The sequence below is a fragment of the Mesorhizobium sp. P3_A9 genome (assembly GCF_056402975.1).
In genome coordinates this window covers 1-24,116 of sequence record NZ_JBFUGJ010000057.1, presented here as the reverse complement: position 1 = coordinate 24,116, position 24,116 = coordinate 1, and the positions used below count along the sequence as shown (strand labels likewise).

At 63.6% G+C, this 24,116-nt stretch carries 23 protein-coding genes; 6 read left to right on the top strand and 17 right to left on the bottom strand.

The annotated features are described in order from the left end of the window. From AC1DX0_RS11480 to AC1DX0_RS11425, 12 genes are all read right to left on the bottom strand, one after another. The coding region (locus tag AC1DX0_RS11480; protein ID WP_477355382.1) for a sensor histidine kinase at positions 1-1,247 on the bottom strand (1,247 nt) is incomplete at its 3' end. 7 nt (positions 1,248-1,254) lie between these two features. Next, positions 1,255-1,929: a winged helix-turn-helix domain-containing protein gene (locus AC1DX0_RS11475; RefSeq protein WP_476093470.1), complete on the bottom strand. Its 675-nt coding sequence runs from the start codon at positions 1,927-1,929 to the stop codon at positions 1,255-1,257. A 365-nt stretch (positions 1,930-2,294) separates the two neighbouring features. Continuing rightward, on the bottom strand, positions 2,295-3,845 hold the full coding sequence (locus AC1DX0_RS11470; RefSeq protein WP_477219510.1) for a Do family serine endopeptidase: 1,551 nt from the start codon (positions 3,843-3,845) through the stop codon (positions 2,295-2,297). A 133-nt stretch (positions 3,846-3,978) separates the two neighbouring features. Next, positions 3,979-4,446, bottom strand: a complete 468-nt coding sequence (locus AC1DX0_RS11465; protein WP_477219511.1) for a cytochrome c-type biogenesis protein — start codon at positions 4,444-4,446, stop codon at positions 3,979-3,981. Next, complete coding sequence (locus AC1DX0_RS11460; protein WP_477219512.1) at positions 4,443-6,434, bottom strand: heme lyase CcmF/NrfE family subunit; 1,992 nt, start codon at positions 6,432-6,434, stop codon at positions 4,443-4,445. Before AC1DX0_RS11460 ends, AC1DX0_RS11465 begins: the two co-directional genes overlap by 4 nt. 32 nt (positions 6,435-6,466) lie before the next feature. Beyond that, positions 6,467-6,910, bottom strand: coding sequence for a cytochrome c maturation protein CcmE (ccmE, locus tag AC1DX0_RS11455; RefSeq protein ID WP_477219513.1), 444 nt, complete (start codon positions 6,908-6,910; stop codon positions 6,467-6,469). A 2-nt stretch (positions 6,911-6,912) separates the two neighbouring features. Further along, entirely contained in the window at positions 6,913-8,046 is a 1,134-nt protein-coding gene (ccmI, locus tag AC1DX0_RS11450) for a c-type cytochrome biogenesis protein CcmI (RefSeq protein WP_477219514.1), read from the bottom strand. A 117-nt stretch (positions 8,047-8,163) separates the two neighbouring features. Further along, the gene (locus tag AC1DX0_RS11445) at positions 8,164-8,601 is read right to left on the bottom strand and encodes a hypothetical protein (RefSeq protein WP_477219515.1); all 438 of its coding nucleotides are present in this window, start codon (positions 8,599-8,601) and stop codon (positions 8,164-8,166) included. Between the two features lie 210 nt (positions 8,602-8,811). Beyond that, positions 8,812-10,239 carry an ATP-binding protein gene (locus tag AC1DX0_RS11440; protein ID WP_477219516.1) on the bottom strand — a complete coding sequence of 476 codons (1,428 nt, stop codon included), beginning with the start codon at positions 10,237-10,239 and terminating at the stop codon, positions 8,812-8,814. Beyond that, a complete protein-coding gene (locus AC1DX0_RS11435) occupies positions 10,223-10,888 on the bottom strand; it encodes a response regulator transcription factor (RefSeq protein WP_019857144.1) in 666 nt (221 codons plus the stop codon). The genes AC1DX0_RS11440 and AC1DX0_RS11435 overlap by 17 nt, the downstream gene beginning before the upstream one ends. A 90-nt stretch (positions 10,889-10,978) precedes the next feature. Next, positions 10,979-11,278, bottom strand: a complete 300-nt coding sequence (locus tag AC1DX0_RS11430; RefSeq protein ID WP_475451691.1) for a hypothetical protein — start codon at positions 11,276-11,278, stop codon at positions 10,979-10,981. 172 nt (positions 11,279-11,450) lie between these two features. Continuing rightward, complete coding sequence (locus AC1DX0_RS11425; protein ID WP_477219518.1) at positions 11,451-11,858, bottom strand: DUF3168 domain-containing protein; 408 nt, start codon at positions 11,856-11,858, stop codon at positions 11,451-11,453. 293 nt (positions 11,859-12,151) lie between these two features. Between AC1DX0_RS11425 and AC1DX0_RS11420 the strand changes: the two genes are divergently transcribed. Continuing rightward, positions 12,152-12,940: a 2-keto-4-pentenoate hydratase gene (locus AC1DX0_RS11420; protein ID WP_477219781.1), complete on the top strand. Its 789-nt coding sequence runs from the start codon at positions 12,152-12,154 to the stop codon at positions 12,938-12,940. Positions 12,941-12,945: 5 nt separating this feature from the next. Here AC1DX0_RS11420 and AC1DX0_RS11415 read toward each other — a convergent pair whose 3' ends face one another. From AC1DX0_RS11415 to AC1DX0_RS11395, 5 genes are all read right to left on the bottom strand, one after another. After that, a complete protein-coding gene (locus tag AC1DX0_RS11415; protein ID WP_477219519.1) occupies positions 12,946-13,752 on the bottom strand; it encodes an ABC transporter permease in 807 nt (268 codons plus the stop codon). Continuing rightward, the gene (locus AC1DX0_RS11410) at positions 13,752-14,585 is read right to left on the bottom strand and encodes an ABC transporter permease (RefSeq protein WP_477219520.1); all 834 of its coding nucleotides are present in this window, start codon (positions 14,583-14,585) and stop codon (positions 13,752-13,754) included. The genes AC1DX0_RS11415 and AC1DX0_RS11410 overlap by 1 nt, the downstream gene beginning before the upstream one ends. 25 nt (positions 14,586-14,610) lie before the next feature. Next, on the bottom strand, positions 14,611-15,726 hold the full coding sequence (locus AC1DX0_RS11405; RefSeq protein WP_027041609.1) for an ABC transporter substrate-binding protein: 1,116 nt from the start codon (positions 15,724-15,726) through the stop codon (positions 14,611-14,613). A gap of 68 nt (positions 15,727-15,794) precedes the next feature. After that, a complete protein-coding gene (locus tag AC1DX0_RS11400; RefSeq protein WP_477219521.1) occupies positions 15,795-16,889 on the bottom strand; it encodes an ABC transporter ATP-binding protein in 1,095 nt (364 codons plus the stop codon). Positions 16,890-17,156: 267 nt separating this feature from the next. Further along, on the bottom strand, positions 17,157-18,044 hold the full coding sequence (locus AC1DX0_RS11395; protein WP_477219522.1) for a LysR substrate-binding domain-containing protein: 888 nt from the start codon (positions 18,042-18,044) through the stop codon (positions 17,157-17,159). A 75-nt stretch (positions 18,045-18,119) separates the two neighbouring features. Here AC1DX0_RS11395 and AC1DX0_RS11390 point away from each other — a divergent pair, with 75 nt between their 5' ends. The 5 genes from AC1DX0_RS11390 to AC1DX0_RS11370 form a co-directional block, all read left to right on the top strand. Further along, positions 18,120-19,709 (top strand): zinc-binding metallopeptidase family protein, encoded by a 1,590-nt coding sequence (locus tag AC1DX0_RS11390; protein WP_477219782.1) that lies wholly within the window; start codon positions 18,120-18,122, stop codon positions 19,707-19,709. Positions 19,710-19,749: 40 nt separating this feature from the next. Continuing rightward, positions 19,750-20,682, top strand: coding sequence for a dimethylarginine dimethylaminohydrolase family protein (locus tag AC1DX0_RS11385; protein ID WP_477219523.1), 933 nt, complete (start codon positions 19,750-19,752; stop codon positions 20,680-20,682). Between the two features lie 222 nt (positions 20,683-20,904). Next, the gene (locus AC1DX0_RS11380) at positions 20,905-23,058 is read left to right on the top strand and encodes a transglycosylase domain-containing protein (RefSeq protein ID WP_477219524.1); all 2,154 of its coding nucleotides are present in this window, start codon (positions 20,905-20,907) and stop codon (positions 23,056-23,058) included. 111 nt (positions 23,059-23,169) lie between these two features. Then, on the top strand, positions 23,170-23,754 hold the full coding sequence (locus tag AC1DX0_RS11375; RefSeq protein WP_477219525.1) for a DUF1214 domain-containing protein: 585 nt from the start codon (positions 23,170-23,172) through the stop codon (positions 23,752-23,754). After that, positions 23,747-24,116 (top strand): DUF1254 domain-containing protein (locus AC1DX0_RS11370; protein WP_477355377.1); only part of this gene is annotated, 370 nt, incomplete at its 3' end. The genes AC1DX0_RS11375 and AC1DX0_RS11370, both read left to right, overlap by 8 nt.

Here is a 24,116-nt window from a genome sequence, read left to right as displayed (position 1 = left end):
CCATGGGTGCGCTCAAGCGTCACCCGGACCGCCGGCTTGGACGTGGAATCAGTCGAATATTTGATCGCATTGTCGACGATGTTGGACAGCGCCTGGCCGATCAGTTCGCGGTTGCCGTTGACGACAAAGGCGCCGTTCACGTCGGCTTCGAGCGAAACGCCAGCCTCTTCCGCCACCGGCTCGTAGAGCTCGACGACATCACGCACGGCCGCTGCCAGATCGACGCGGTTGGTGTGCTCCGACGAATATCCGGCTTCGAGCCGGGAGATCATCAGGATGGCGTTGAAGGTCTTTATGAGCTGGTCGGACTCAGTGATGGTGCCTTCCAGAGCCTGGCGGTAATCGGCCGGCTTGTGCTTGCCGGAAAGTGTTGCTTCGGCCCGGTTGCGCAGCCGGGTCAGCGGTGTCTTCAGATCATGCGCGATGTTGTCGGAAACCTGCTTCAGGCCTTCGTTAAGCGTGGCTATCCGGGCCAGCATGGAATTGAGGTTTTCCGAAAGCCGGTCGAACTCGTCGCCGGCGCCGGTCACCGGCAGCCGGCCCGAGAGATCGCCGCCCATGATGCGGCGGCTGGCCTCCGACACGCTGTCGATGCGTTTCAGCGCGGCATGGCCGACAAAGAACCAGATGAGCAGTCCGCCGAGCCCCATCATGCCGAGCGCCAGCATCAGGGCGCGGCGGATGACGGCGCGAAAGCGCTCCGGTTCGCCAAGATCGCGCCCGACCAGCAGGATCATCTGGTTGGGCAGCCGCAGCACCAGCGCAATGGCGTTGTGACCCTTTTCGCCTTCGGCCTGCTGCGCCGTGTTGTCGCCAGTTGAAGGCGATGGCGTCTGGTCGGATGCTCCGCTGCGCAAACGATCAAGCTCGCCTTCGCCGAAGCGCTTGTAGGAGAACGGCTCGGTCGTCCAGCCCTCGGTATCGATCACACCAGGTTCCAGGGCCTGCACATTGCCGGTCAGGATCTGGCCATTGGTGTCGGCGATCAGATAGAGGTTGGCGCCAGGCTGACGGGAGCGGTTTTCGACCACGCGCACCAGCAGCGGCAGGCCGCCCTTTTGGTAGGCGCGGGCCAGGCCTATTATCTCATCATTGATTGTGTCCTGCGTCTGCCCGGTCAGCATGCTCGCTGACAGCGACGTCATGTAGAAGACCAGCAGCACGGCGCACAGCGCGAAAAGCAGGAAATAGAGCGCCGAAAGCCGCGCTGCCGTCGTCTTCATGATGGCGGGCACGGAAAGAGCCATGCTGTTGCTAGCCGCTTTTCAGCATGTAGCCGGCGCCGCGAACCGTATGCAGGATCGGCTTGTCGAAGCCCTTTTCGATCTTGCCGCGCAGCCGCGAGACGTGGACGTCGATGACATTGGTCTGCGGGTCGAAATGATAATCCCAGACATTTTCGAGCAGCATGGTGCGCGTCACCACCTGGCCGGCATGGCGCATCAGATATTCGAGCAGGCGGAACTCGCGCGGCTGCAGCGTGATCTCGCGCGCCGCCCGGCGGACCGAATGCGACAGCCTGTCGAGTTCAAGGTCGCCAACCCGGTAGACGGTCTCGGCCTCCTTGGCGCTGGCGCGGCGGTTCAGCACCTCGACGCGGGCCAGAAGTTCGGAGAACGCATAGGGCTTGGTCAGATAATCGTCGCCGCCGGCGCGCAGGCCGGTGACCCGGTCATCGACCTCGCCCAGCGCCGACAGGATCAGCACCGGCGTGGTGTTGCCCCGGGAGCGAAGGCCGGCAATGACCGAAAGACCGTCGCGGCGCGGCATCATGCGGTCGATGACCATCACGTCATAGTCGCCGGCGTCGGCAAGCGCGAAACCGGTTTCGCCGTCACCGGCGACATGCGCGGTATGACCAGCCTCGGCGAAGGCTTTCTGGAGATAATCCGCAGCCTCACGATCGTCTTCAATGACGAGAATCTTCATAGGGCCGTTATACGCGATTTCGTTGGAAGGTTGAGTAGCCGGCATCTGCATTTTAGCCTTTGCCAAAGCGCGTCGCGATCAAGATGATCGGGACCGCGCGCGATAAAATCTTATTCTCTGGTTGTCTTCATCCCGGACAAGCCTGTTTCGGGCCTGTTTCAGGGCATGATCCTGCAATCATAACGTCCTCTCGGCCCAGGCCCGAGGGAGCGCTTTTAGGCGGCTTCCAAAATGTGCGGCAGCGGGCGATGGGAGGCCCGCTGCCGCTGGAGGAGAGCACGATGACTGACTAACGTACCCGGCTCCATGCTTTCCCATGCGGTGGCTCGGGGGTGTTTGAAACCGCCGCACCGGAAAAGTCGTTGTCAGCCCTTGGCGACGGGCAGCGCGACGAAGCGGTTGTTGTCGTCGCGGGTGATCTGCATCAACACGGCCTTGCGTCCGGCCTTCACCGCTTCGGTCATCGCCTTGGTGACGTCGTCGGTGCCGTTGACTTCGATCGAGTTGACAGCGGTGATGATGTCTCCCGGCTGGATGCCGCGGTCGGCGGCATCGCTGTCGGGATCGACATCGGTCACCACAAGACCCTTGCCGTTTTCGGACTTGGTGACTTTGAGGCCGAGATCGGCCAGCGTGTCGGGCTTCGCCGGAGCGGCGGGCTGCTGTTGCTGGTCGTTCGAGGCCTGCTTGTCGCTTACCGGCAGCTTGCCGAGATCGACCTTGATCGTCTGGCTCTTGCCGTCGCGCCAGACGGTGACGTCAACCGACTTGCCCGGCGAATAGGCGCCGATCAGGCGGGCGAGTTCCTTCGGCGAAGCGACGTCCTTGCCCTCGACCTGGGTGATCACGTCGCCAGCGATGATACCGGCCTTCTTGCCGGGCCCATCGTCCTGGGCGCTCGACACCAACGCACCATTGTTGGACTTCAGGCCGAGCGATTCGGCGATGTCGGAGGTAACCGGCTGGATTTCGACGCCGAGCCAGCCGCGCTGCACCGCACCGTTCTTCATCAGGTCTTCGACGACCTGCTTGGCGGTCGAGGCAGGAATGTCGAAGGCGATACCGACGCTGCCGCCGGAAGGGGAGAAGATCGCCGTGTTGATGCCGACCACCTGGCCGTTGAGATTGAAGGTCGGGCCGCCCGAATTGCCACGGTTGACCGAGGCGTCGATCTGGAGGAAATCGTCATAGGGGCCAGCGCCGATGTCACGGCCGCGCGCCGATACGATGCCGGCGGTGACAGTGCCACCGAGACCGAACGGATTGCCGACGGCCACGACCCAGTCGCCAACGCGAACCTTGGAATCGTCGGCGAAGTCGACATAGGTGAACTTGCCACTGCCTTCGACCTTGAGCACGGCGAGGTCGGTGCGCGGGTCGGTGCCGACCAGCTTCGCATCGAGTTCCTTGCCGTCACTGGTCACCACGGTGAAAGCGGTGCCTTCCTCGACGACGTGGTTGTTGGTGACGAGATAGCCATCCTCGGAAATGAAGAAGCCGGAGCCCTGCGCCACCGGGCGCGGCTGGTCGTTGTTGCGGTCGCGATTACCGAAGCGGCGATGGCCGTCATCATTCTGGCCGTTCTGGTCGCCGAAGCCGCGGAACTCCTTGAAGAAGCGGCGCAACTGCGGATTGTTGGGAAGATTGTCGAGACCGTCCTGATCATCGGAGCCGTCATCGGCGGTCGGCTGGATCTTGGCCTTCACCTTGACGCTGACCACGGCCGGCGAAACGCGCTCGACGACATCGGCGAAGCCTTGCACCTGCGGTGCCTCGACGCGCACGGCATCGGCCAGAACGGGGCTGGTTCCAGTGGTCAGCGCGCCAACGCCGATCACGCCGGCAACGGCGACCGAAGCGACGGCTGCCATGAGACGCTTGCGGGTGACGGAATATGAATTGGGGGCAATATTCATGGATCTCTTATCCTCTTTCAAACGGACGCTGCTTGATTGGCATCCTCGAGGAGAGAGACTTAGAGAGGCGCACATTACGGCGCCATTTCCGACACATGAAACTTTGGTAATGTTGGTGGGGCGGTCGCCGCCTTCAGTCGCGGTGAAGGATAGCGTCCAGTGCCGCCTGTTCATCTGATGACAGAGACTTTGTCGCCAGTGTCCGGCGTGACCGCGCGGTCAGCACAATGAATATGCCTCCGACCAGCAGCAACAATACGGGCGTGCACCAAAGCAGTGCGTTGCGCAGGTCGAAACGCGGCTTCAGCAGCACGAATTCGCCGTAGCGCGAAACGACATAGTCCATAACCTGCTGGTCGGTATCGCCGGCGACCAGGCGCTGGCGCACCAGGATACGCAGATCACGGGCAAGATCGGCATCGGATTCGTCGATCGACTGGTTCTGGCAGACCATGCAGCGCAGGCCTTCCGACAGCGCCCGCGCCCTCGCCTCGAGCGCCGGATCGGCCAGCATTTCGTCAGGCTTCACCGCCATTGCCGTACCGGCAATGAACAGCGCCAGCAAAAGGACAATCGAGGTCAATGAAAGGCGTACATTCATGGCAGGGCCGCGGGCGCCACGGCGCTCGCCTGCTTGCGCCGGCGCGAGGGCGCGCCGACACGCAGGCGCCTGTCCATCAGCGACATGGCAGCACCTGCCATCATCACCAGGCCGCCGCCCCAGATCAGCGTCACCAAAGGTTTCCACCACAGGCGCACCACCACGGAGCCGTCCTTGTTCTCATCACCGAGCGAAATGTAGAGCTGCGAAAAACCAAGGGTCTTGATACCGGACTCCGTCGTCGTCGTCTGCCGCACCGGAAAGAAACGCTTGGCGGAACTGATTTCGCCGACAGGACTGCCGGCGACACCGATCAACTCGAAGCGGCCGCGGTCCTCGCTGTAGTTTGGCCCTTGCGCCGGATAGAGCCCGACGAAACGCAGCGTATGGCCGGATAATTCGACCGTCTCGCCGGCACGCATGCTGAGGATCTTCTCAGTGCCGAAGGAGAGCGTGGCGACGATGCCGAGCAATGTCAGGCCGAGGCCGAGATGGGCCAATGCCGTGCCGAAGACCGAGCGCGGCAGGCCGGCAAAGCGCCTGAACATGACGGCCGGTGCGACCGATCCGACGCCGGACTTGACGGCAAGGTCGGTGAGCGCGCCGGCAACCAGCCAGACGGCAAGGCCGATGCCGAGGGCGGCGAAAACCGACGCGCCGTCGACAAACAGGCCGGTGACCAGCATCGCCGCCAACGCTACGGCGAAGGCCGCCATCAGGCGTTGCGATGCAGCGAAGACATCGCCACGCTTCCAGGCCAGCAGCGGACCGAACGGCACAATGGCCAGAAGCGGCAGCATCAAGGGGCCGAAGGTCAGGTCGAAGAACGGTGCCCCGACCGAGATCTTGTCGCCGGTGAGCGCCTCCAACGCCAGTGGATAGAGCGTGCCGACGAGCACGGTGGCGGTCGCCGTGGTCAGGAACAGATTGTTGAGGACGAGTGCGCCTTCACGCGAAATCGGGTGGAACAGGCCGCCGGCCGTCAACCTTGAGGCGCGGAGCGCAAACAGCGCCAGCGAGCCGCCGATGAACAGCGTCAGGATGCACAGGATGAAGACACCACGCGTCGGATCGGTGGCAAAGGCGTGCACCGAGGTGAGCACGCCCGAGCGCACCAGGAAGGTGCCGAGCAGCGACAGCGAGAAGGTCAGGATGGCGAGCAGCAGCGTCCAGATCTTCAGCGCCGAGCGCTTTTCCATGACGATGGCCGAATGCAGCAGCGCGGTGCCCGCCAGCCACGGCATGAAGGAGGCGTTCTCGACCGGATCCCAGAACCAGAAGCCACCCCAGCCGAGCTCGTAGTAGGCCCAGTATGACCCCATGGCGATGCCGCCGGTCAGGAACATCCAGGCGACCAGTGTCCATGGCCGCACCCAGCGCGCCCAGGAGGCGTCGATGCGGCCCTCGATGAGGGCTGCGACCGAGAAGGAGAAGCAGATCGAGAAGCCGACATAGCCGAGATAGAGCAGCGGCGGATGAATGGCGAGGCCGAGATCCTGCAGGACCGGGTTTAGGTCACGGCCTTCGATCGGTGCCGGATTGAGCCGGATGAAGGGGTTGGACGTCGCCAGGATGAACAGGAAGAAGGCAGCGCCAATGGAGCCCTGCACCGCCAGCACATTGGCGCGCAGCGTCGCCGGCAGGTTGGAGCCGAACGCAGCGACCAGCGCGCCGAAAAAGGTCAGGATCAGCACCCAGAGCAGCATCGAGCCTTCGTGATTGCCCCAGGTTCCGGTGATCTTGTAGATCATCGGCTGCAGCGAATGCGAGTTTTCCCAAACACTCGCCACCGAGAAATCGGAGTTCGCGTAGGCACTCGCCAGCGCCGCGAAGGACAGCGCCGTCAGGGCAAAACCGGTCACCGCGACGGGACCGCCGACAGACATCAGGCGCTGGTTGTTGAGGCGCGCGCCATACAGCGGCACGATCGTCTGCACCAGCGAAAGCGCGAACGCCAGGACCAGGGCGAAATGTCCAGTTTCAACCATGGTTGTTCCCGAAATCCACGTTTGCTCTCCCGCTACTCACTCTTGCTCTCCTGCCAGACGCCCTTGGCCTTCAGCCCGTCGGCCACTTCCTTGGGCATGTAGCGCTCATCATGCTTTGCCAGCACGCTGTCGGCAACAAAGACGCCGTCCGGACCGAAGGTGCCCTCGGTGATGACGCCCTGCTCCTCGCGAAAAAGGTCGGGCAGGATGCCGGTATAGGTGACCTTGACCGATTTATGCGTGTCGGTAACCGAAAAGGCGACCGTCGCCCCCAGCCCGCGCTGGATGGTGCCTTTTTCGACCAAGCCGCCCAGCCTGATGCGCTGGCCGGGCTGGACGCTTGCCGTGGTGAGGTCAGCCGGCATGTAGAAATAGGATGCCTTCTGGCCAAGCGCGTAGAAGGTCAGCCCGGTGGCGGCGCCCAGGAAAGCCAGGCCGCCTACGATGACCGACAACCGTTTCTGCTTGCGCGTCATGTCTACTCCGTCGCCGTCAGGCCGAGCGAGGCGGCAAAGGCGGTGAATTTCTTGGCTTCGTCACTGCCGGCGCCAAAGACGGCGATGGCGCGACCCAGCGCCTCGCGCGCCTGATCGGCCTTGCCCAGCACGACATAGGAACGAACGAGCCGCATCCATCCTTCCGGGTCACGCGGATTTTGCCGCAATTTTTCGTCAAGGCCGGCGACCATCGTCTTGATCATGGCTTCGCGATCCTGCGGCGACATTGAGGATGCGTTGTCGACATCCGCAGCGTCAGGGCCTTTCGCTGCCGCGCCGGAAGCGACTTCGCCGGATTTGGCCAATGCCTGCTCGACCGCGCCGCGCCATGGCGATTCCGGCGGCAAAGCGCCCAGCATCGCCTGCCAGGCCGTCACCGCGTCCTTGTTCCGCCCCTCCTGCGCCAAGGCCATGGCCAGATAGAAGCTGGCTTTCGCGTTGGCCGGATCGAACTTCAGCGCCGCCTCGAAGGCATCCTGGGCATCGGCGGAAACAATGCCGCCCGCCGCACCGGCGATTGCCTCGCCGAGGCCAGCCTGGCGAACAGCGCTGTCGCCATCGAAGCGGATGGCGTTGCGATACGCGGCCACCGCGTCGGAAAAGCGCTGCATGCGCAGATAGACCGGGGCCAGCACGTCCCAGCCCCTGCCGTCGGAAGGGTTGGCGGCAAGATGGGCCTCGGCCCGCGCCACCAATTCGTCGACCGAACTGTCGGCCGGGTTCTTGGCCAGACGTTCGCTGAGCGGCTGCGATGGCAGGTCAGGCGAGCCGATCTGGCTGTAAAGGCCCCAGCTGACCAGCGGCACCGCCAGCACGGCCACGGTCGCGACAAGCCGCGCCATGACCGAGACCTGCCTGGCCGATGTCTTGCCGGCCGCATCTGAATTATCGAGGCGAAGGATCCGGCGCGCGATCTCGGCGCGCGCCTCGGTCGCTTCCGCCGGCTGGATCAAGCCGCGCGCAGCGTCGCGGTCAAGCTCGGACAATTGATCGCGGTAGACTTCCAGGTCGTGATCGCCGCTCGATGAGTCGCTCTTCGAGCCGGCCGCCAGCGGCAGCAGCACCGCCAGGCTCGCGCCCAGCGTCAGTATTGCGGCTATGACCCAGAACAGCATGGTTCTTCCAATAACGACAGAGCCCTGCCCTGCCAACACAAGCATCCTGCGACGCTTTGACGGCAGCCGCGCCTGATGTCCTTGATCGACATCAACCGGCCGGAGCCGGTCTGGATATCAGGTCAGCGGCGTCCAACTGCCATCGGCGTTGCGGCAAGCGGTTCCGCGCGCCGTAACGCCGGCTCCGCCGGTGAAGACCGTCTGCGTATATTGGCGGCAATCCTGCGAACCGACGCGATAGGGTTGGGCCGGAACCACCTCGCCATAGCGCGATGCCTGATCGCCCTTCCACGCCACCTTCTGGCCGCTCGTCGTATATTCGAGCGCCTTGTATTCGGCCTCGAGGGCGCTGCGTTTTTCCGATTCACTGAGGCCGTTGCCGATCGAGCCGCCGATGAGACCGCCGTCCATTGCCGAAATGATCGACTTGGTGACCTTGCCGCTTGACGGAGGCGTCGAGGCCGGTGTCGGCGCGAGCGTTGGGCCCTTGCCGCTCAACGTGGAGCAGCCGGACACGGCCAGCAAGGCGGAAACAAGCGCGACGCGAATCTTCATGCCAACAACCGGTTTTCTTGAGTTGGAGCCTGCCATGGATGCGCCGGGGGCCGCGTCATCGGAGAAAGTAAGCGTGGCCATAGTATTGATATTTGTCGGAAATTTGGCCGCTGCCGGCAGGTTCTGGAGCAATCGGTATTGCTCCAGGATGAATCGATATGCCGCCATACCATACGCCGTCCATCGCTGTCGATTGGCCCCGAGAAAGCGTCACTGAAGGCTCCGCAATCGCACCACTGCCTTCAACCCGCCCAGGCCGGACCGTTCGAGCGCAAGAACGCCTCCATACTCGTTGACGAGATCGGCGACAATGGCCAGCCCCAGACCTGTTCCCGGCTTTGTCTCGTCGAGGCGCCTTCCACGCTTCAACGCGTCGCGCGCCTTGTCCTCGGGAATGCCCGGGCCGTCGTCGTCGATGCTGATCTCGAAAAGATTGTCATCCTTGCCGGCCGACGGCGCCACCGTGACCGACACCGCGCTCTTTGCCCATTTCATCGCATTTTCGAGAAGATTGCCGAGCAATTCCTCGAGGTCCTCGCGCTCACCGGCAAACACGATCTCGGTGGCCGGCAGCGACAGCGACAGGCTGGTCTGCGGATTGAGTTTCTGCAAGACCCGCACCATGCGCTGCATCAGCGGCGCCACCGGTGTGCGGTAGACGACGCTGTCGCGTTGCGCGGCGACGCGGGCGCGCTGCAGATAGTGGTCGACCTGCTTCTGCATCGAGGCGGCCTGCTCGGCGATCAATTGTCCCTTGGCGCCGCCAAGTGCCCGGCCTTCGTTGAGCAGCACCGCCAGCGGGGTCTTCAGCGAATGGGCGAGATTGCCGACCTGGGTTCGCGAGCGCTCGACGATGCGTTTGTTGTTTTCGATCAAGGCGTTGGTTTCGTTGGCTAATGGTTCGATCTCCGCCGGGAAGCGGCCGTCGAGCCGCTGCGCGGTGCCTTCGCGCACCATGGCAAGTGCGTTGCGGACCCGGCGCAGCGGCTGCAGGCCGAGCAGGATGGCGATGGCGTTGATGGCAATCATGCCGACGCCGAACAGGCTGAGATAGGTCAACAGGCGGCGCTGGAAGGTGGAGATTTCCTGTTCGAGTTCGCTCTGGTTGCCCATGACGCGGAAACGCGCGGCGCGGTTCTTGGCGTCGAGCACGAATTCGCTCTCGAACACTTCGAGCTTCTCGCCGTCGATGCCTTCGGCCGAATAGCTGCGCTGGAAGCTGGCATTGAAGGGCACCTCGGCAACGCTGGGCGATGGGATCGTCGTGGTCATCGAGGACGAATGAAGATCGCCATGCACGCCTTCCGAGGCAGGTTCCACCGACCAGTACCAGCCTGAATTCGGCTCCGAGAAGCGGAGGTCGCCGAGGTCGGGAGCGCCAGTCAGAGCTCCCGTGTCGGAAATGCCGATGGACCCGATCAGGTTGAACAGATGCGCCGAAAGCAGGCTGTCGAAACCGCGCTCGCTGGCCTGGCGATAGAGCGTGGTGATCAAGGTGAAGATGACGACAAGTGTCAGGATCGCCCACACGGTGGAAAAGGCGATGACGCGGAACGTCAGCGAACGCGGCCACAAACGCAGCGAAAGCGGCGCCCTTGCGGTTGGTTTGAGCGGTTCCGAGTTACGCCTCCGGCTCACGCATGCGGTAGCCCATGCCACGCACGGTTTCGATCATGTCGATGCCCATCTTCTTGCGCAGCCGCCCGACAAAGACCTCGATGGTGTTGGAATCGCGGTCGAAATCCTGGTCGTAGAGATGCTCGACCAGTTCGGTGCGCGAGACGACCTCGCCCATATGGTGCATCAGATAGGCAAGCAGGCGGAATTCGTGCGAGGTCAGCTTCAGCGGCACGCCGTCGACATCGGCCTTCGAGGCCTTGGTGTCGAGGCGAAGCGGCCCGCAGGTGAGTTCGGACGAGGCATGGCCGGCGGCACGTCGGATCAGGGCCCTGAGCCGCGCCAGCACTTCCTCGATGTGGAACGGCTTGGTGACATAGTCGTCCGCGCCGGCGTCGATGCCGGAGACCTTGTCGCTCCAGCGGTCGCGCGCCGTCAGGATCAGCACCGGCATCTTGCGGCCGCCGCGGCGCCAGCGCTCGACCACGCTGATGCCGTCCATCTGCGGAAGGCCGATATCGAGCACGACGGCGTCGTAGGGTTCGGTGTCGCCGAGGAAATGGCCTTCCTCGCCGTCAAAGGCACGGTCGACGACATAGCCGGCATCGACCAGCGCATCCGCTATCTGCCGGTTGAGATCCTTGTCATCCTCGACGACGAGTACGCGCATGCGGTGATCGATACCTGTTGAAGGACTGGTTCAGATATAGGCCGATTCCGGCGGCCTGGGAAACTTAGCCTTGTCAGTTGAAAGATTGGCTCAGTTCTGCGGAACGACGATCTCGGACCGGCGCGGACGCTGCCCGTCCTTGCCAGGCACCAGCACGACGATGACGCAGACCGGCTGGCCACCGCGTGTCGACTGCGAGGCCTTGGCCAGCGTCCCGCCATTCTGCTCGGCCACCTGCTGGCCGATCGCGTAGCAGTCGGATGCGGCCAGGACGATCGGGCTGGCCTGGTCGGGCGCGATCACCGGCATCGCTGTCGCCTGCGACGCGAACAGCCCGGCAGCACAGAGCGCCAGGGTCGCGGTTCGAAAGTGGGAGCGAAGCGTTTTCATGGTCGGCGTTGTAACGCATCGGTGCTGAACGTGAAATGAACAGTGATCGATGCGAAAAACATGCCCGCTAAACCCCTGAACGCGAGACGACCGATGGCGATTTCGACGCCCCAACCCGACGAAATCCCTGAGATGCCAGTCTAGACTCCGTTTCGGTCAGATTGAAAGCGTGTCAGGCATCTTCCTGCGTCAGCGCACGAAACCGCAGCAGTCCGTGGTGGACGAGGAGATCCTCGTCGTAACGGGCCTCGGTGAACTCAAGCGACAGCCGCGTGTGGCCGCGCGGGCCGATCACCAGCGCCGCGTCGGCAAGGCGCGTCTTGATGGCGTCCATGATGGCAAGCGTTTCGGCTTCGCCCTGGGCTTTCGACCAGACATGCAGCGTGATCAGCTGATCGTCATTGTTGTCGGCGCCGGTGTTCCAGTCAAAGGCACTGGTCTGGCCGCAGGTCACATAGGGAAAGGCGGCATTGTCGGTCGCCTGTTCGAGCAGGCCAGCGCCGCTCAGCAACGCCGACAGCGACTTATCGCTTTTGAGCCTTAGAAACAGTGCCTGCAGCAAATCGCCGGGCGCGGTCATTTGTCATTCCTCAAGCCGTTGCATCACCGACATTGCTTTTCCAAAGCCTGTCCATGTCTGCATACCCTTGCCAGATATAGCGGTTCGCCACGCGAAGACGATGGCGATTCGTCATCAGAATGATGAATGCCGATGATCTCGGAAATACGACTTGCCGGCGCGCGTTGCAAACCGTGGCGTACTGCTTGCCTGGTCACCAGATCTTGCCCCATATGGACTGGTCCACTCGATGGAATGTTCCTTGCCGGTTTTGGCTGAGCACCGGAGCATTTCCCACATTTCCGGAGCTGACGATGCTCGATGCAGAAAAGGCCAGGGCCGCGTCCCGGTTGTTGGTAGGCCATTGGGACAACGGCACCCGTCTCGACGCCATACCCCAGGAATTGCGGCCGCAGACGCGGATCGACGGCTACGCCATCCAGTCACATGTGATGGAGCGTTCGTCAGCGCCGCTTTTCGGCTGGAAGATCGCGGCGACCAGCCTGGCCGGGCAAAGGCACATCAATGTCGATGGCCCGATGGCCGGGCGTCTCATCGCCGAGAAGGCGGTCGAGGTTGGCGGGGCCGTTTCGCTCGCGACGAGCAAGATGCGCGTGGCCGAGATCGAATTCGCTTTCCGCTTCGGACGCCAGCTGCCGCCGCGTCCGGCGCCTTATGAAATCGCCGAGGTGATGGATGCGGTGGCGAGCCTGCACCCGGCGATCGAAATTCCGGACTCGCGCTATGACGATTTCTGCGCTGTCGGGGCGGCACAGCTCATAGCGGACAATGCCTGTGCCAATCTGTTTGTCATCGGCGAGGCCGTCGAAGACGATTGGCGCGACGTGAACCTCGCGGAGCACCCGGTGACCGGCTTCGTTTCCGGCAAGTCACAACACAATGGATCGGGCGCGGCGGTGCTGGGCGACCCTCGTATCGCACTGACATGGATCGTCAATGAACTGTCGGGCCTTGGCATAGCGCTCCAGCCGGGACAGGTGGTGATTACAGGCACCTGTGTCACGCCGATCAGTGTCGAGGCCGGCGACGAAATCATCGGCGATCTGGGCAGGTTCGGCCGCGTCTCGGTCAGGTTTATGTAGAGCAATCAGTGCCCGGCGCGCTGCCTGGTGACCACACTGCGCACCGCCAACACCAGCACCGTGATGATGATCAGGATCACCGACAGCGCCGCGATCGCCGGGTCGATGTTGTCGCGCAGGCCCATCCACATCAGACGCGGCAGCGTGATGGCGTTGACCGAGGTGATGAACAGCGTGACGCCGATTTCTTCCCAAGACAGCACGAAGGACAGCAACGCGGCGGTGACGATGCCGAATTTGATGTTGGGCATGATGATGCGGGTGGCGCGCTCCCATACGCTGGCGCCGAGGCCCCGCGCCGCAAGGTCGATGCGGCGGTCGAGCTGGCTGAGCGAGACCAGGATTAGCACCGTGGCGAAAGGCACCGTCATCACCGAATGCGCCATGGCGACGCCAAGCCAGGTGTCGTAGCCGAAAAACGAGCTGACGCCGGACATCGAGGTGAGCAGGAAATAGAGTGTGATCGCCGAAACCACCGGCGGCACCACCATCGGCAACAGCACGAAGCCGACGAGAGCGGCGGTAAAGCGCGGCTGGAACATCCAGACGCCGAGGCTGAAGCACAGCGCGAGCACGGTGGAAAAGGCGCTGCTGACGACGCCGATGCGGATCGACAGCAGGATCGACTGGAGCCAACGCGGATCCTCGATCAGCGAGCGGTAGTGGCGCAGCGACAGTTCGCCCGATGGCATCGCCAGCATACGGCTCGGCGTCAGCGACACCGGGATGACCGCAAGCAGCGGCAGCAGCAGGAACAGCGCCACCAGCGCGGCGAGGATCAGCGAGACGGGTCCGGGGCGATAGGTCGGCATCAGATCAACTGCTTCGGTTTGACGTAGCGGAACAGCAGCGCCATCAGCCCGCCGACGAACAACACCAGCACAACGCTGATCGCAGCCCCCAGCCCCCAGTCCGGGCTCTGGAATATCCTGAGATAGATCAGCTCGGCGATCATGACGCTGCGGCCGCCGCCGAGGATTGCCGGCGTGACGAAGAAGCCAAGCGAGAAGACGAAGACGATCATCGCGGAGCCGATGATGCCGGACCGCGTCATCGGCACGAACACCGTCCAGAAGGTGCGCATGCGGCTGGAGCCGAGCCCGCGCGCGGCCAACAGCACGCGGTCGTCGAGGCTGCGCATGGCGGATGCCAGCGGAAAGACGGCGAATGGAATGAGGAAATGCGTCATGCCGACGATGACGCCGAACTCATTGCGCACCAGCGTCAGCGGTTCGGAGATGAAGCCGATCGACTGCAGCCAGGTGTTGATCAATCCGCGATTGGACAAAAGCGCCACCCAGCCGAAGGCGCGCGTCAGCACGGAGATCCAGAACGGCACCAGGATGCAGAATTCGGCGACGAGGCGCTGCGCCGGGCTGCCGCGCACCCAGACGACCGTGATGGCATAGGCGGCGGCGACGGACACAACAGTGACGATCGCCGCGATGCGCAGCGTGCGGATGAACACCGACTGCACCAGATCGTCGGTGAGCAATGCCTCGTATTGGCCTAGCCCAGGCGTCGGCAGAGTAAAACTCCACTTGACGACACCGAGAAACGGCCAGGCATAGGCAAGCACAAGGAACAGGAGCAGCGGCGCCATCAACAGCGCCGCGCCCATCCTGTCGGAGAGATATGCTCTCATTTGGACCCGATTATCCCGGCCTTGGTCAGGCCGAAATGATCTTGGTGTATTCGTCGAGGGCCGCGCCATAGTTCTTGGCGTACCAATCCATGTCGAGCGCGATCTGCTTCTTCATGTTCTCCGGATCGACGGGGTTGATGCGCTTCTTGTCGGCGGGGATCAGCGCGTCGGCGGCCGGATTGGCCGGCCCCTGGCCGAGCTTGTCGAACATGACGAGCTGCTTTTGCGGATCCTGGGCGCTGGCGATGAACTTCATCGCCGCGTCCTTGCCGCCGGGATTGCCCTTGAGCACGGCCAGCGCGCCGGGCGAGATCAGGCCCTGGTCCCAGATGAACTTGATCTTGCCGCCGGAATCCTGCTCGATCAGCGAGGCGCGGGTCGACCAGACGATGGCCATCGAGGCTTCACCATTGAGCAGCACGCTCTGGCTCTCGGCGCCGCCACCCCAGTAGGCGACGACGTTTTCCTTGAAGGCGGCGATCTTGTCATGCGCGCGCTTGAGGTCGAGCGGGTAGAGCGAAGCCGGCGCGATACCGTCTGCAAGAAGCGCCGCTTCCCAGCTCGACACGCCCCATTTGTAGAGCGAGCGCTTGCCGGGGAACTTCTTCACATCGAAGAAGTCGGCCATGCCGGTTGGGGCGTCCTTGCCGTATTTCTCGGAATCATAGGCGATGACATAGGAGAAGAAATAGGTCGAAGCGGCAAACTCCCAGCCGAAGCCGGGGCGCATCTTGGTCTTGTCGACGATCTTGTAGTCGATCGGCTCGAGAGCGCCCTGGGCGCCGAGTGTAATGGCCGAGAACGGGTCGACGTCGACCAGATCCCAGGTCGGCGCGCCGCTCTTGAACTGCGCCGAAATGGCGCCTTCGGTCGGGCCGGAGCCGTCCATCTTGACGGTGATGCCGGTGTCCTTGGTGAAAGCCTGGCCATAGGCCGCATCATAGGCGGTGATGGCATCGCCGCCCCAGTTGACCAGCACCAGTTCCTTGGCCTGGGCGAAGGCACCGGTCGAGCGCAGCAGCATCGGCGTGCCGGCAAGCACGAGGGCCGCGAGCTGCGTGAACTGGCGGCGCGAAATCTCGCCGCGACCTGCCCTTGCGGACAGGCTGTCGATGGCTTGTTTCTTGGTATCGTTTGTCATGTCAGTTCCCCTTTTTTGTCGTTGATCATTCCCGGAAGCCTGCGTGTCCCATAGGTCCACGCCGGCGGTCATTGTCCTCCGTCCGGAAGGAGGAAACCCTTTTCCGCCGGCCAGGTCAGCCAGACGGAATTGCCTTTGCTCAATGCGGAGGCCGCGACTTCGTTCGGCACCGAGACGGTCACCTTGGCGCCCTGGCGCGTCGTCAGGTCAAGCTTGGTCGCGGCACCCATATAGGTCGAGGCAATGGCGGTCGCAGCAATGCCGTTCTCGCCGACCGTCGCCTCACGCGCGATCGACATATGTTCGGGCCGGATCGCCAGGATGGCGTCACCCCGAACTTTCTCGGCCTTGCAATGCATGCTGACCGCGCGGTCCTCGCAAACGCCGGTCGAGCCATTGTCGGCGGGTTGCACGCCCTTCAATGGCAGCATGTTGATCTCGCCGAGGAACTCGGCGACGAAGCGGTTGTCCGGCCGGTCGTAGACTTCGTCCGGCGCGCCGACCTGCAGCAATTTGCCGTGGTTGAAGATGGCGACGCGCGACGACAGCGCCAGCGCCTCGCTCTGGTCGTGGGTGACGAAGACGAAGGTGGTGCCGGTTTCCTGGTGCAGGCGCTTCATCTCGGCCTGCATCTGGCCGCGCAGGCTCTTGTCCAGCGCCGAGAACGGCTCGTCGAGCAGAAGCACGCCCGGCTCGAACACCAGCGCGCGGGCAAGCGCCACGCGCTGCTGCTGGCCGCCCGAGAGCTGCGAGGGCAGTTTCTTTTCATGGCCGATCAGGCCGACACGCTCGATCATCTCACCGACGCGCTTCTTGATGTCGGAGGCCGATTTCTTGCGGACCTTGAGCGGGAAAGCGATGTTGGCCTCGACGCTCATGTGTGGGAACAGCGCATAGCCCTGGAACACCATGCCGGCGGCGCGCTGTTCGGCCGGTCGATCGGTGATGTCGGTGCCGTCGCTGAAAAGCTTGCCTTCGGTCGGCTGCACGAAGCCGGCCAGGATCATCAGGAAGGTGGTCTTGCCCGAGCCGGAGGGGCCGAGCAGCGTCAGGAACTCGCCGCGGCCGATATTGAGCGACAGATTGTCCAGCGCACGGAACGAGCCGAAGCTCTTGCCGATCCCGATTGCCTTGATCTCTGCGGCCCGGCCGGGTTGCTGCATCCTGCCTCTTCCTCAGTCTCTGGTGAAATCGTAGGCAGGCTCACGGCTCACCGCAACCGAATAGTTTTCGCCTGATCGGCAAATTTGATTCACGGGTGGGAGATGGCGCGCGCCTAATCTCCCACCTTGAGGGGGAGATGTCGCCAAAGGCGACAGAGGGGGTCGCCGCGCATGGAGCGCCAACCTTCATCCGCCGCAGCAGGCCGAGCCCGGTCGAACCGACCCCCTCTGGCCGCTTCGCGGCCATCTCCCCCTCGAGAGGGGAGATTAGAGCCTGTTCTCCGACAGCTTTGCCCTTAGCCAGTCGCTGAAGGCATTGAGCACGGGATGGTTGGCTTTGGCGTGCTCGAAGACCAGGAAATAGGAGCGTGGCGAGGGCACCGAAGCTTCAAACGGCTTGACCAGACGGCCCTCGCTCAGCGCCCGGCGGCCGGTCAACTCGTCGCCCATGGCAATGCCTTGTCCGGCGACCGCCGCCGAAAAGACGAGGTTCATGTCGGAAAAGAAGATACCGCCTTCGGTATCGGGGTTCTCCACCTTGGACAGCGCCAGCCACCGCGCCCAGTCCTCGGTGTCGGAGAGATGCAGCAGGTTGGCGCGCAGCACGTCCGCCGGTTTGGAAAAGCCGCCGACCTTGTTGAGCAGCGTCGGGCTGCAGAGCGGCGTGAAGTGAACTTCGCAGAGCAGTTCCACCGCCCGGTTCGGCCAGTTGCCGACGCCGAAGGCGATGAAGGCGTCAGCGTCCGGATTCGAGACGTCGTCGAGGCGGCGAGGTGTCAGGATCGAGAGCGCCACGTCTGGGTACATTTGCTGGAACTCGCCGATATGGCTGCACAGGAACATCGAGGCGAAGCCCGGAGGGCAGGAAATGGCGAAGGACCCACCGACGCCGGCGCCGCTGTTTTGCGCCCCCGCGTCGCCGAGCACGGTCAGCGCCTTCCTGACATCGGCTGCGTAGCGCTGGCCGCGCGGCGTCAGCGCCACCCCTTTGCCAATGCGCTGCAGCAGATCGAAGCCGAGATCGCGTTCCAACAGCCGCAACTGGTGGCTCACCGCGCTGCGGGTGAGGTGCAGTTCGTCGGCGGCACGCCAGACGCTGCCGTGGCGGGCGAAACTGTCGAGAGCGCGCAGCGCCTGTGTGGATGGAATTCTCAAGAGGTGAACCGAATTTGCATGAACCGGGAAAACATATCACTTTTTGGCGAGCCGCTTCACTGCTTTCTTTGCGGCATGGACAAACCGGTGACGACATCGGCGCAAGAGACGGCCCTTGCCTGCCTCGACGGCATCCAGCCGCTGCTGTCGGCGTGGACGCGCACCATCTTCGATTTCGGCGAGACCGCCTGGCGCGAATACCAGTCAGCCGCCTGGTATGTGGCACGGCTGAAGCTTGAGGGCTTTTCCGTCGAGGAAGGTTCCGGCGGCATGCCGACCGCATTTTGCGCCCACTGGACGAATGGCGCCGGGCCGACGATCGGTATGTATGCCGAATATGATGCCGTCCCCGGCAACTGCCAGGACGCAGTGACCGTAAAGCAGCCGCGGCCCGGCCTTGGCGTCGAGGCCGGCGGCCACACCGACCCGCATTCGGGGCTCGGCATGGCGAGCCTCGGCGGCCTGCTGGCCACCAAGGCCGCCATGCAGCGCCATGGCATTCCAGGCACGTTGCGCTTCACCGGCGAGCCGGCCGAGAAGGTGCGCGGCTCGAAGCCGATCCATGCGGCAAAAGGCTATTATGACGGCCTTGCCGGGATGATCTCCTTCCATCCCTTCTACATGCTGCCGCTCTGCAACACGGCGCGCTGGGATACGCATTGTGGCGCCGCCTACGCCATGATCTACCGCTTCATCTGCGACGAGCCGCAGAATTGGGCGCGCGCTGCGGGCGACGGCGCGCCGATCCCGCAGGCACATTCAGCGGTGCGGGCGCCGGGTGCCAACGACGCGCTGATGATGATGTATATGGCCTCCAAGGCGCTGCGCGACTCCATGCTGCCGCATCAGGGTGGCTGGTCGATCAGCGAGGCGATCCTGACCGCCGGCCAGGCCACCGCTGACAATCTGCCGGCGGGGCTGGCCGAGATCCAGTATATGATCCGGGTGCCGACCATTGCCATGGCCGAGCAGGTCACCGCCGTGCTCGACCGCAATGCCGCGGCCGCCGCCACGATGAGTGGCTGCCGATACGAACGCCACTGGGTGTCGAAGTCGCGGCCGGGACTGGCCAATCACGCCATGGCCGAGATCGCCTATGAAGCGCTGTCGACGGTCGGGCCGCCACGTTGGGACGAGGCCGCCAGGGCGATCGGCCGTGAAATCCAGGTCAATGCCGGGGCTGCCGCGACCGAGAACCCGTTCATCGATGAGCTGGAGCGGCTGATTTCGCCACAGGAGGCCGAGGCGATCCTGCGCCGCGACCTGCCGCCCTCGCAGGTGAATTCGACCTCCGACGACTATACCGACATGAGCTGGCATGGGCCGACGGCACGCTTCTATGTCGCCCGTCCGGCATTGCGTTCGGCGAATGGCCACGCCTATCCTGCCTGGGTGATGAATGCGCTGGGCGGCATTTCCGCCACCATCGACCCGATGGTCACCTGCGCGGCGAAGACGGTCGCGCTGGCAGCACTACGCCTGCTCGAGGACAAGACCGTCCGCGATGCGGCGATGGAAGAGTTCGTCACCCGCACCGGCGGCGGCATTGGCGGCACGAACTGGATCGCACCGCTCTGTGATTACGATCCGCCGATCAATTTCCGCTGGCCGGAATATGTCACCACAGCGCGTGGCCGCGACTGGTGGATCCCAAGCAATGCATGACCAGACCAACTCTTGAGAACAAGCCCATGAGGAGAACCGCATGACCGTTCATGATCGCATCGTCGCCGAGCCGTTTTCGCTGCAGCGCCGCAATCCGGCGGGCGGCACCAAGCCGCTGACCGCCTGGGGCTTCGCCAACGAAACCGATGTGTTGACCGACGTGCTGCTCGGATCGCCGAATTTTTTGCGCCATTTGTCGACCAGCTCGCTGTCGCGCAAGCATCTGCGCGAGGCGCCCTGCAACGTCCAGATCGCCCAGGCGCAGCACAAGGATCTGGTCGCCGCCTATGAGCATTTCGGTGTCAACATCCACTGGCACGAGCCGACGCCGGAACTGCCGATGCAGGTCTATTCCCGCGATTCCAGCGTCATGACGCCTTATGGCGCCTTCATCACCGCCATGGCCAACTGGTGGCGGCGCGGCGAAAACTATGCCGCCATCCGCACCTACGAGAAACTCGGCATCCCGATCTACGACATGGTGACCGCCGGCACGTTCGAAGGCGGTGACTTCAACGTCATCGAAGAGGGCGTGGTGCTGATCGGCTGCGGTGGCGCCCGCACGCAGGAAGAAGGCGCCCGCCAGGTCCAGTCCTGGTTCGAGAAGGAGGGCTGGGAGACGCGTCTCGCCTTCATCGACGAATATTACGTCCATATCGACCTGATGGTGGTGCCGATCGCCGAAAAGCTCACCGCCGTCTGCCTCGCCTGCACCGAACCCGGCATCGTCGACTGGCTGAAGGGCAAGGGCCATGAGATCATCGACGTACCGTTCCAGGACACGATGGCGCTCGGCTGCAACTTCATGTCTCTAGGCAAGGACCGGGTGATCGCGCCGACCTCCAGCCAGGCGCTGATCGGCCAGCTCAAGGCACGCGGCTTCGAGGTCGCGGCGATCGACATGAGCGAAATCTCCAAGACCGGCGGCGGCATCCACTGCATGGCGCAGGCGCTGAAGCGCGAAGCGGCCTGACAGCCAAGGAACGACAAACAGCCCTCGCCCGCCGGATCAAGAATCCGGTGGGCGGGCGGCCAGCTTGCCGGTTGCCTGCCTTTTCATCGACAAACCTTGCGGCTGTGTCCTCGGCGCCCTTGTGAGCGTCCACAAAATGGATGAATAGTCGGAACAGGGCGCTGCCCTGAAATTGCCGGCTTGCGGTTTTCAGGTCACGCCACAGCCGAGCCGGGTTTTTGAATGGTCAGCCCTGAACCGCGCAAGAGAAGAGGTGCGATCGCCTCCCGCCTTCTGGCGCTGGACGCCTGGATCGATTCCTCGCTCTACGAGATCGGTTTCAAGGCACGGCAGTTCTGGGAAGGCGCAACGATCTTCTCGCGGCGCTTCCGTCTGAAAGGCTGGCGGCGCGGCATCATCGAAGTTTTGAGCGAAGGGTTCACGCTCGGCGCCGGCGGCATCGTGGTGATGCTGGCGCTTGCGATACCCGCCTTCCAGGATACGACCGGCGACTGGCGTGCCCAGGGCGACTTCGCCGTCACCTTCCTCGACCGCTACGGCAATGAGATCGGCCAGCGCGGCATCATCCAGCGCGATTCCGTGCCGGTCGACGAGATGCCCGATCACGTCATCAAGGCGGTGCTCGCCACCGAGGATCGGCGTTTCTTCGATCACTACGGCATCGACGTGCTGGGCCTTTCGCGCGCGATCTTCGAGAATGTGCGGGCGAATTCCGTCGTCCAGGGCGGCTCCAGCATCACCCAGCAGTTGGCCAAGAACCTGTTCCTGACCAATGAGCGCACCTTCGAGCGCAAGATCAAGGAAGCCTTCCTGTCGCTGTGGCTCGAAGCCAATCTGTCGAAGAAGGAAATTCTGCAGCTCTATCTCGACCGCGCCTATATGGGCGGCGGCACGTTCGGCATCGAAGCGGCGGCCGACTTCTATTTCGGCAAGAGCGTCAAGGACCTGAACCTTGCCGAGGCGGCGATGCTGGCCGGCCTGTTCAAGGCGCCGACCAAATACGCACCCCACATCAACCTGCCTGCAGCGCGTGCGCGCGCCAATGTGGTGCTCTCCAACCTGGTCGATTCCGGCTTCATGACCGAAGGCCAGGTGCTGCAGGCCAGGCTGCATCCGGCCGATGTCGTCGATCGTGGCGAACAAAAAAGCCCGGATTATTACCTCGACTGGGCCTTCGACGAGGTCAAGAAGATCGCCAAGCCGGGCCAGCACTCGTTGGTTGCCCACACCACCTTCGACGCCAACATCCAGAAGGCGGCGGAAGAGTCCGTAGAGTTCCACCTGCGCCAGTTCGGCAAGGAGTACAACGTCACCGAGGGCGCGGTTGTGGTCATCGAGACCAACGGCGCGGTGCGCGCGATCGTCGGTGGCCGCGACTATGGCGCCAGCCAGTTCAACCGCGCCACCAAGGCGCTGCGCCAGACCGGCTCGTCGTTCAAACCCTATGTCTACGCCACGGCGATGGAACACGGCTTTACGCCCAACTCGATCATATCAGGCGGCCCGATCAGTTGGGGCAACTGGTCGCCGCACAATTACAGCGGCGAGTCGGCGGGCAACATCACGCTGTTGATGGCGATGGCCAAGTCGATCAACACGGTGCCGGTACGGCTGGCCAAGGACCATCTCGGCATCGCGCCGATCAAGGCGATGGCGGAATCCTTCGGGGTGGAATCGCCGCTCGAGGCACACAAGACCATGGTGCTCGGCACTTCGGGCATGACCGTGATGGACCAGGCGACGGGCTACAGCGTGTTCGCCCAGAACGGCTTCGTCGGCTCCCGGCACGGCATCACCCAGCTCGTCACCCGCACCGGCGACGTGGTCTATGACTGGACGAAGGATGCGCCGCCGCCGCACCGGGTGCTGTCCGAGCAGGCGCTGAAATCGATGAACACCATGCTGGCGGCCGTACCGGTGATGGGCACGGCGCGGCGGGCGCTCATTCCCAACATCGTCGTCGCCGGCAAGACCGGCACGACGCAATCCTACCGCGACGCCTGGTTCGTCGGCTTCACCGGCAACTACACGGCGGCCGTGTGGCTGGGCAACGACGATTTCACCCCGACCAAGAACATGACCGGTGGCTCGCTGCCGGCGATGGTGTGGCAGCGCCTGATGGTCTACGCGCACCAGAACATCGACCTGAAGCCGATCCCCGGCATCGACAAGCCGTTCGTCGATGAGGAGATCGCGGCCAAGGCCGCGGAAGCGCAGAAGAAGAGCGAGGACCAAGCTGCGGCCGACGCGGCAGCCGAACGCCCGGCGGTGCTGTCTAGCCGGACAACGCAGACGCTGCGGGACATGACCCAGCTGTTCCAGTCCGCCCCCAAACTCGACGCCTCAACGCCGCCCGAAACGCTTTCGGCGCTATGACATCGGCCCCGGCGCTGGCGAGGCCGACAGGCAAATCCATCACGCCGGCTTGCCACAGGGGCCTGCGCCGCGATATCCCCGAACGGCACTCCTTCATTCACCCGGCCCTTCATGCTCAAGAATGCCTTCCTGACGCTGCTTTCGCTTGCCATAGCCATTGGCGGCGGCGGCGCTAGCGTCTGGTATGCGCTGAAGATCCAGGACGGCGTCGGCGCGATCCGCATCGGCCAGTGGACCGCCTTTCCCGACATCGGCACGCCGGCCGCCGACCCCTATTCCAAGGCGCGCGTGGCGCGCGAGGGCGTGCTTGCGCTCGGCCGCGCCGAAGGCCTGTCCTTCGTCGCGGAAAATGACGCTGCCGGCGACCAGCTCAAGCGGGAATGCACCTATAGAATAGAGGGCGGATTTCCGACCGCCCGCTTCTGGACGCTCTATGCCGCCGATCAATCGCTTGGCGTCGTCGAGACCGGCAAGCCGCGGCTTGCAGCACTTCAGTCCTACGAGGTGCTGCGCCAGGCCGACAATTCGGTGATCATCTCGGTCGGCCATCACCCGATGCAAGGCAACTGGCTTTTGACCGACGGTTCCGGACGGATGTATTTCGTCCTGACCTTCTATGACACGCCGATCGCCAGCAGTACCGGCCTGTCGGACGTTTCGCTGCCCAGGATCGTGAAGGCCGGTTGCGATGCGTAATCTCCTGGCCGCACTGCGCCGCCTATTTCACGCCGTCCTGCTCGGCCTCGTCGGTGCCGGCATCGTGCATATCGTGGTGCTGCTTCTGGTGCCGGAATTTTCCGAGCGTGACGCGTGGTCGCGACTGTCGATGGCGTCGGATCTCTACAGGATGAACCGGCTCGATGCCGAGGCAGGCGGCGCGCCGGTGGTGAAATCGGTCGACCCGCTGTTTTATGCCACGGCCTGCCGGTTCGATCTCGAGGAAGGCATGGTCCGCATCAAGGCGCCGGGAAATGTCCCCTTCTGGTCGGTGTCGGTCTATGACCGCAACGGCCACAACATCTATTCCTTCAACGACCATACGGCGACCGGTGGCAGGC

Coding starts and splice junctions, on each gene's coding strand:
- AC1DX0_RS11475 (WP_476093470.1), bottom strand. CDS start 1,929: ATGAAGATTCTCGTCATTGAAGACGATCGTGAGGCTGCGGATTATCTC.
- AC1DX0_RS11470 (WP_477219510.1), bottom strand. CDS start 3,845: ATGAATATTGCCCCCAATTCATATTCCGTCACCCGCAAGCGTCTCATG.
- AC1DX0_RS11465 (WP_477219511.1), bottom strand. CDS start 4,446: ATGAATGTACGCCTTTCATTGACCTCGATTGTCCTTTTGCTGGCGCTG.
- AC1DX0_RS11460 (WP_477219512.1), bottom strand. CDS start 6,434: ATGGTTGAAACTGGACATTTCGCCCTGGTCCTGGCGTTCGCGCTTTCG.
- ccmE (WP_477219513.1), bottom strand. CDS start 6,910: ATGACGCGCAAGCAGAAACGGTTGTCGGTCATCGTAGGCGGCCTGGCT.
- ccmI (WP_477219514.1), bottom strand. CDS start 8,046: ATGCTGTTCTGGGTCATAGCCGCAATACTGACGCTGGGCGCGAGCCTG.
- AC1DX0_RS11445 (WP_477219515.1), bottom strand. CDS start 8,601: ATGAAGATTCGCGTCGCGCTTGTTTCCGCCTTGCTGGCCGTGTCCGGC.
- AC1DX0_RS11435 (WP_019857144.1), bottom strand. CDS start 10,888: ATGCGCGTACTCGTCGTCGAGGATGACAAGGATCTCAACCGGCAGATA.
- AC1DX0_RS11430 (WP_475451691.1), bottom strand. CDS start 11,278: ATGAAAACGCTTCGCTCCCACTTTCGAACCGCGACCCTGGCGCTCTGT.
- AC1DX0_RS11425 (WP_477219518.1), bottom strand. CDS start 11,858: ATGACCGCGCCCGGCGATTTGCTGCAGGCACTGTTTCTAAGGCTCAAA.
- AC1DX0_RS11420 (WP_477219781.1), top strand. CDS start 12,152: ATGCTCGATGCAGAAAAGGCCAGGGCCGCGTCCCGGTTGTTGGTAGGC.
- AC1DX0_RS11415 (WP_477219519.1), bottom strand. CDS start 13,752: ATGCCGACCTATCGCCCCGGACCCGTCTCGCTGATCCTCGCCGCGCTG.
- AC1DX0_RS11410 (WP_477219520.1), bottom strand. CDS start 14,585: ATGAGAGCATATCTCTCCGACAGGATGGGCGCGGCGCTGTTGATGGCG.
- AC1DX0_RS11405 (WP_027041609.1), bottom strand. CDS start 15,726: ATGACAAACGATACCAAGAAACAAGCCATCGACAGCCTGTCCGCAAGG.
- AC1DX0_RS11400 (WP_477219521.1), bottom strand. CDS start 16,889: ATGCAGCAACCCGGCCGGGCCGCAGAGATCAAGGCAATCGGGATCGGC.
- AC1DX0_RS11390 (WP_477219782.1), top strand. CDS start 18,120: ATGGACAAACCGGTGACGACATCGGCGCAAGAGACGGCCCTTGCCTGC.
- AC1DX0_RS11385 (WP_477219523.1), top strand. CDS start 19,750: ATGACCGTTCATGATCGCATCGTCGCCGAGCCGTTTTCGCTGCAGCGC.
- AC1DX0_RS11380 (WP_477219524.1), top strand. CDS start 20,905: ATGGTCAGCCCTGAACCGCGCAAGAGAAGAGGTGCGATCGCCTCCCGC.
- AC1DX0_RS11375 (WP_477219525.1), top strand. CDS start 23,170: ATGCTCAAGAATGCCTTCCTGACGCTGCTTTCGCTTGCCATAGCCATT.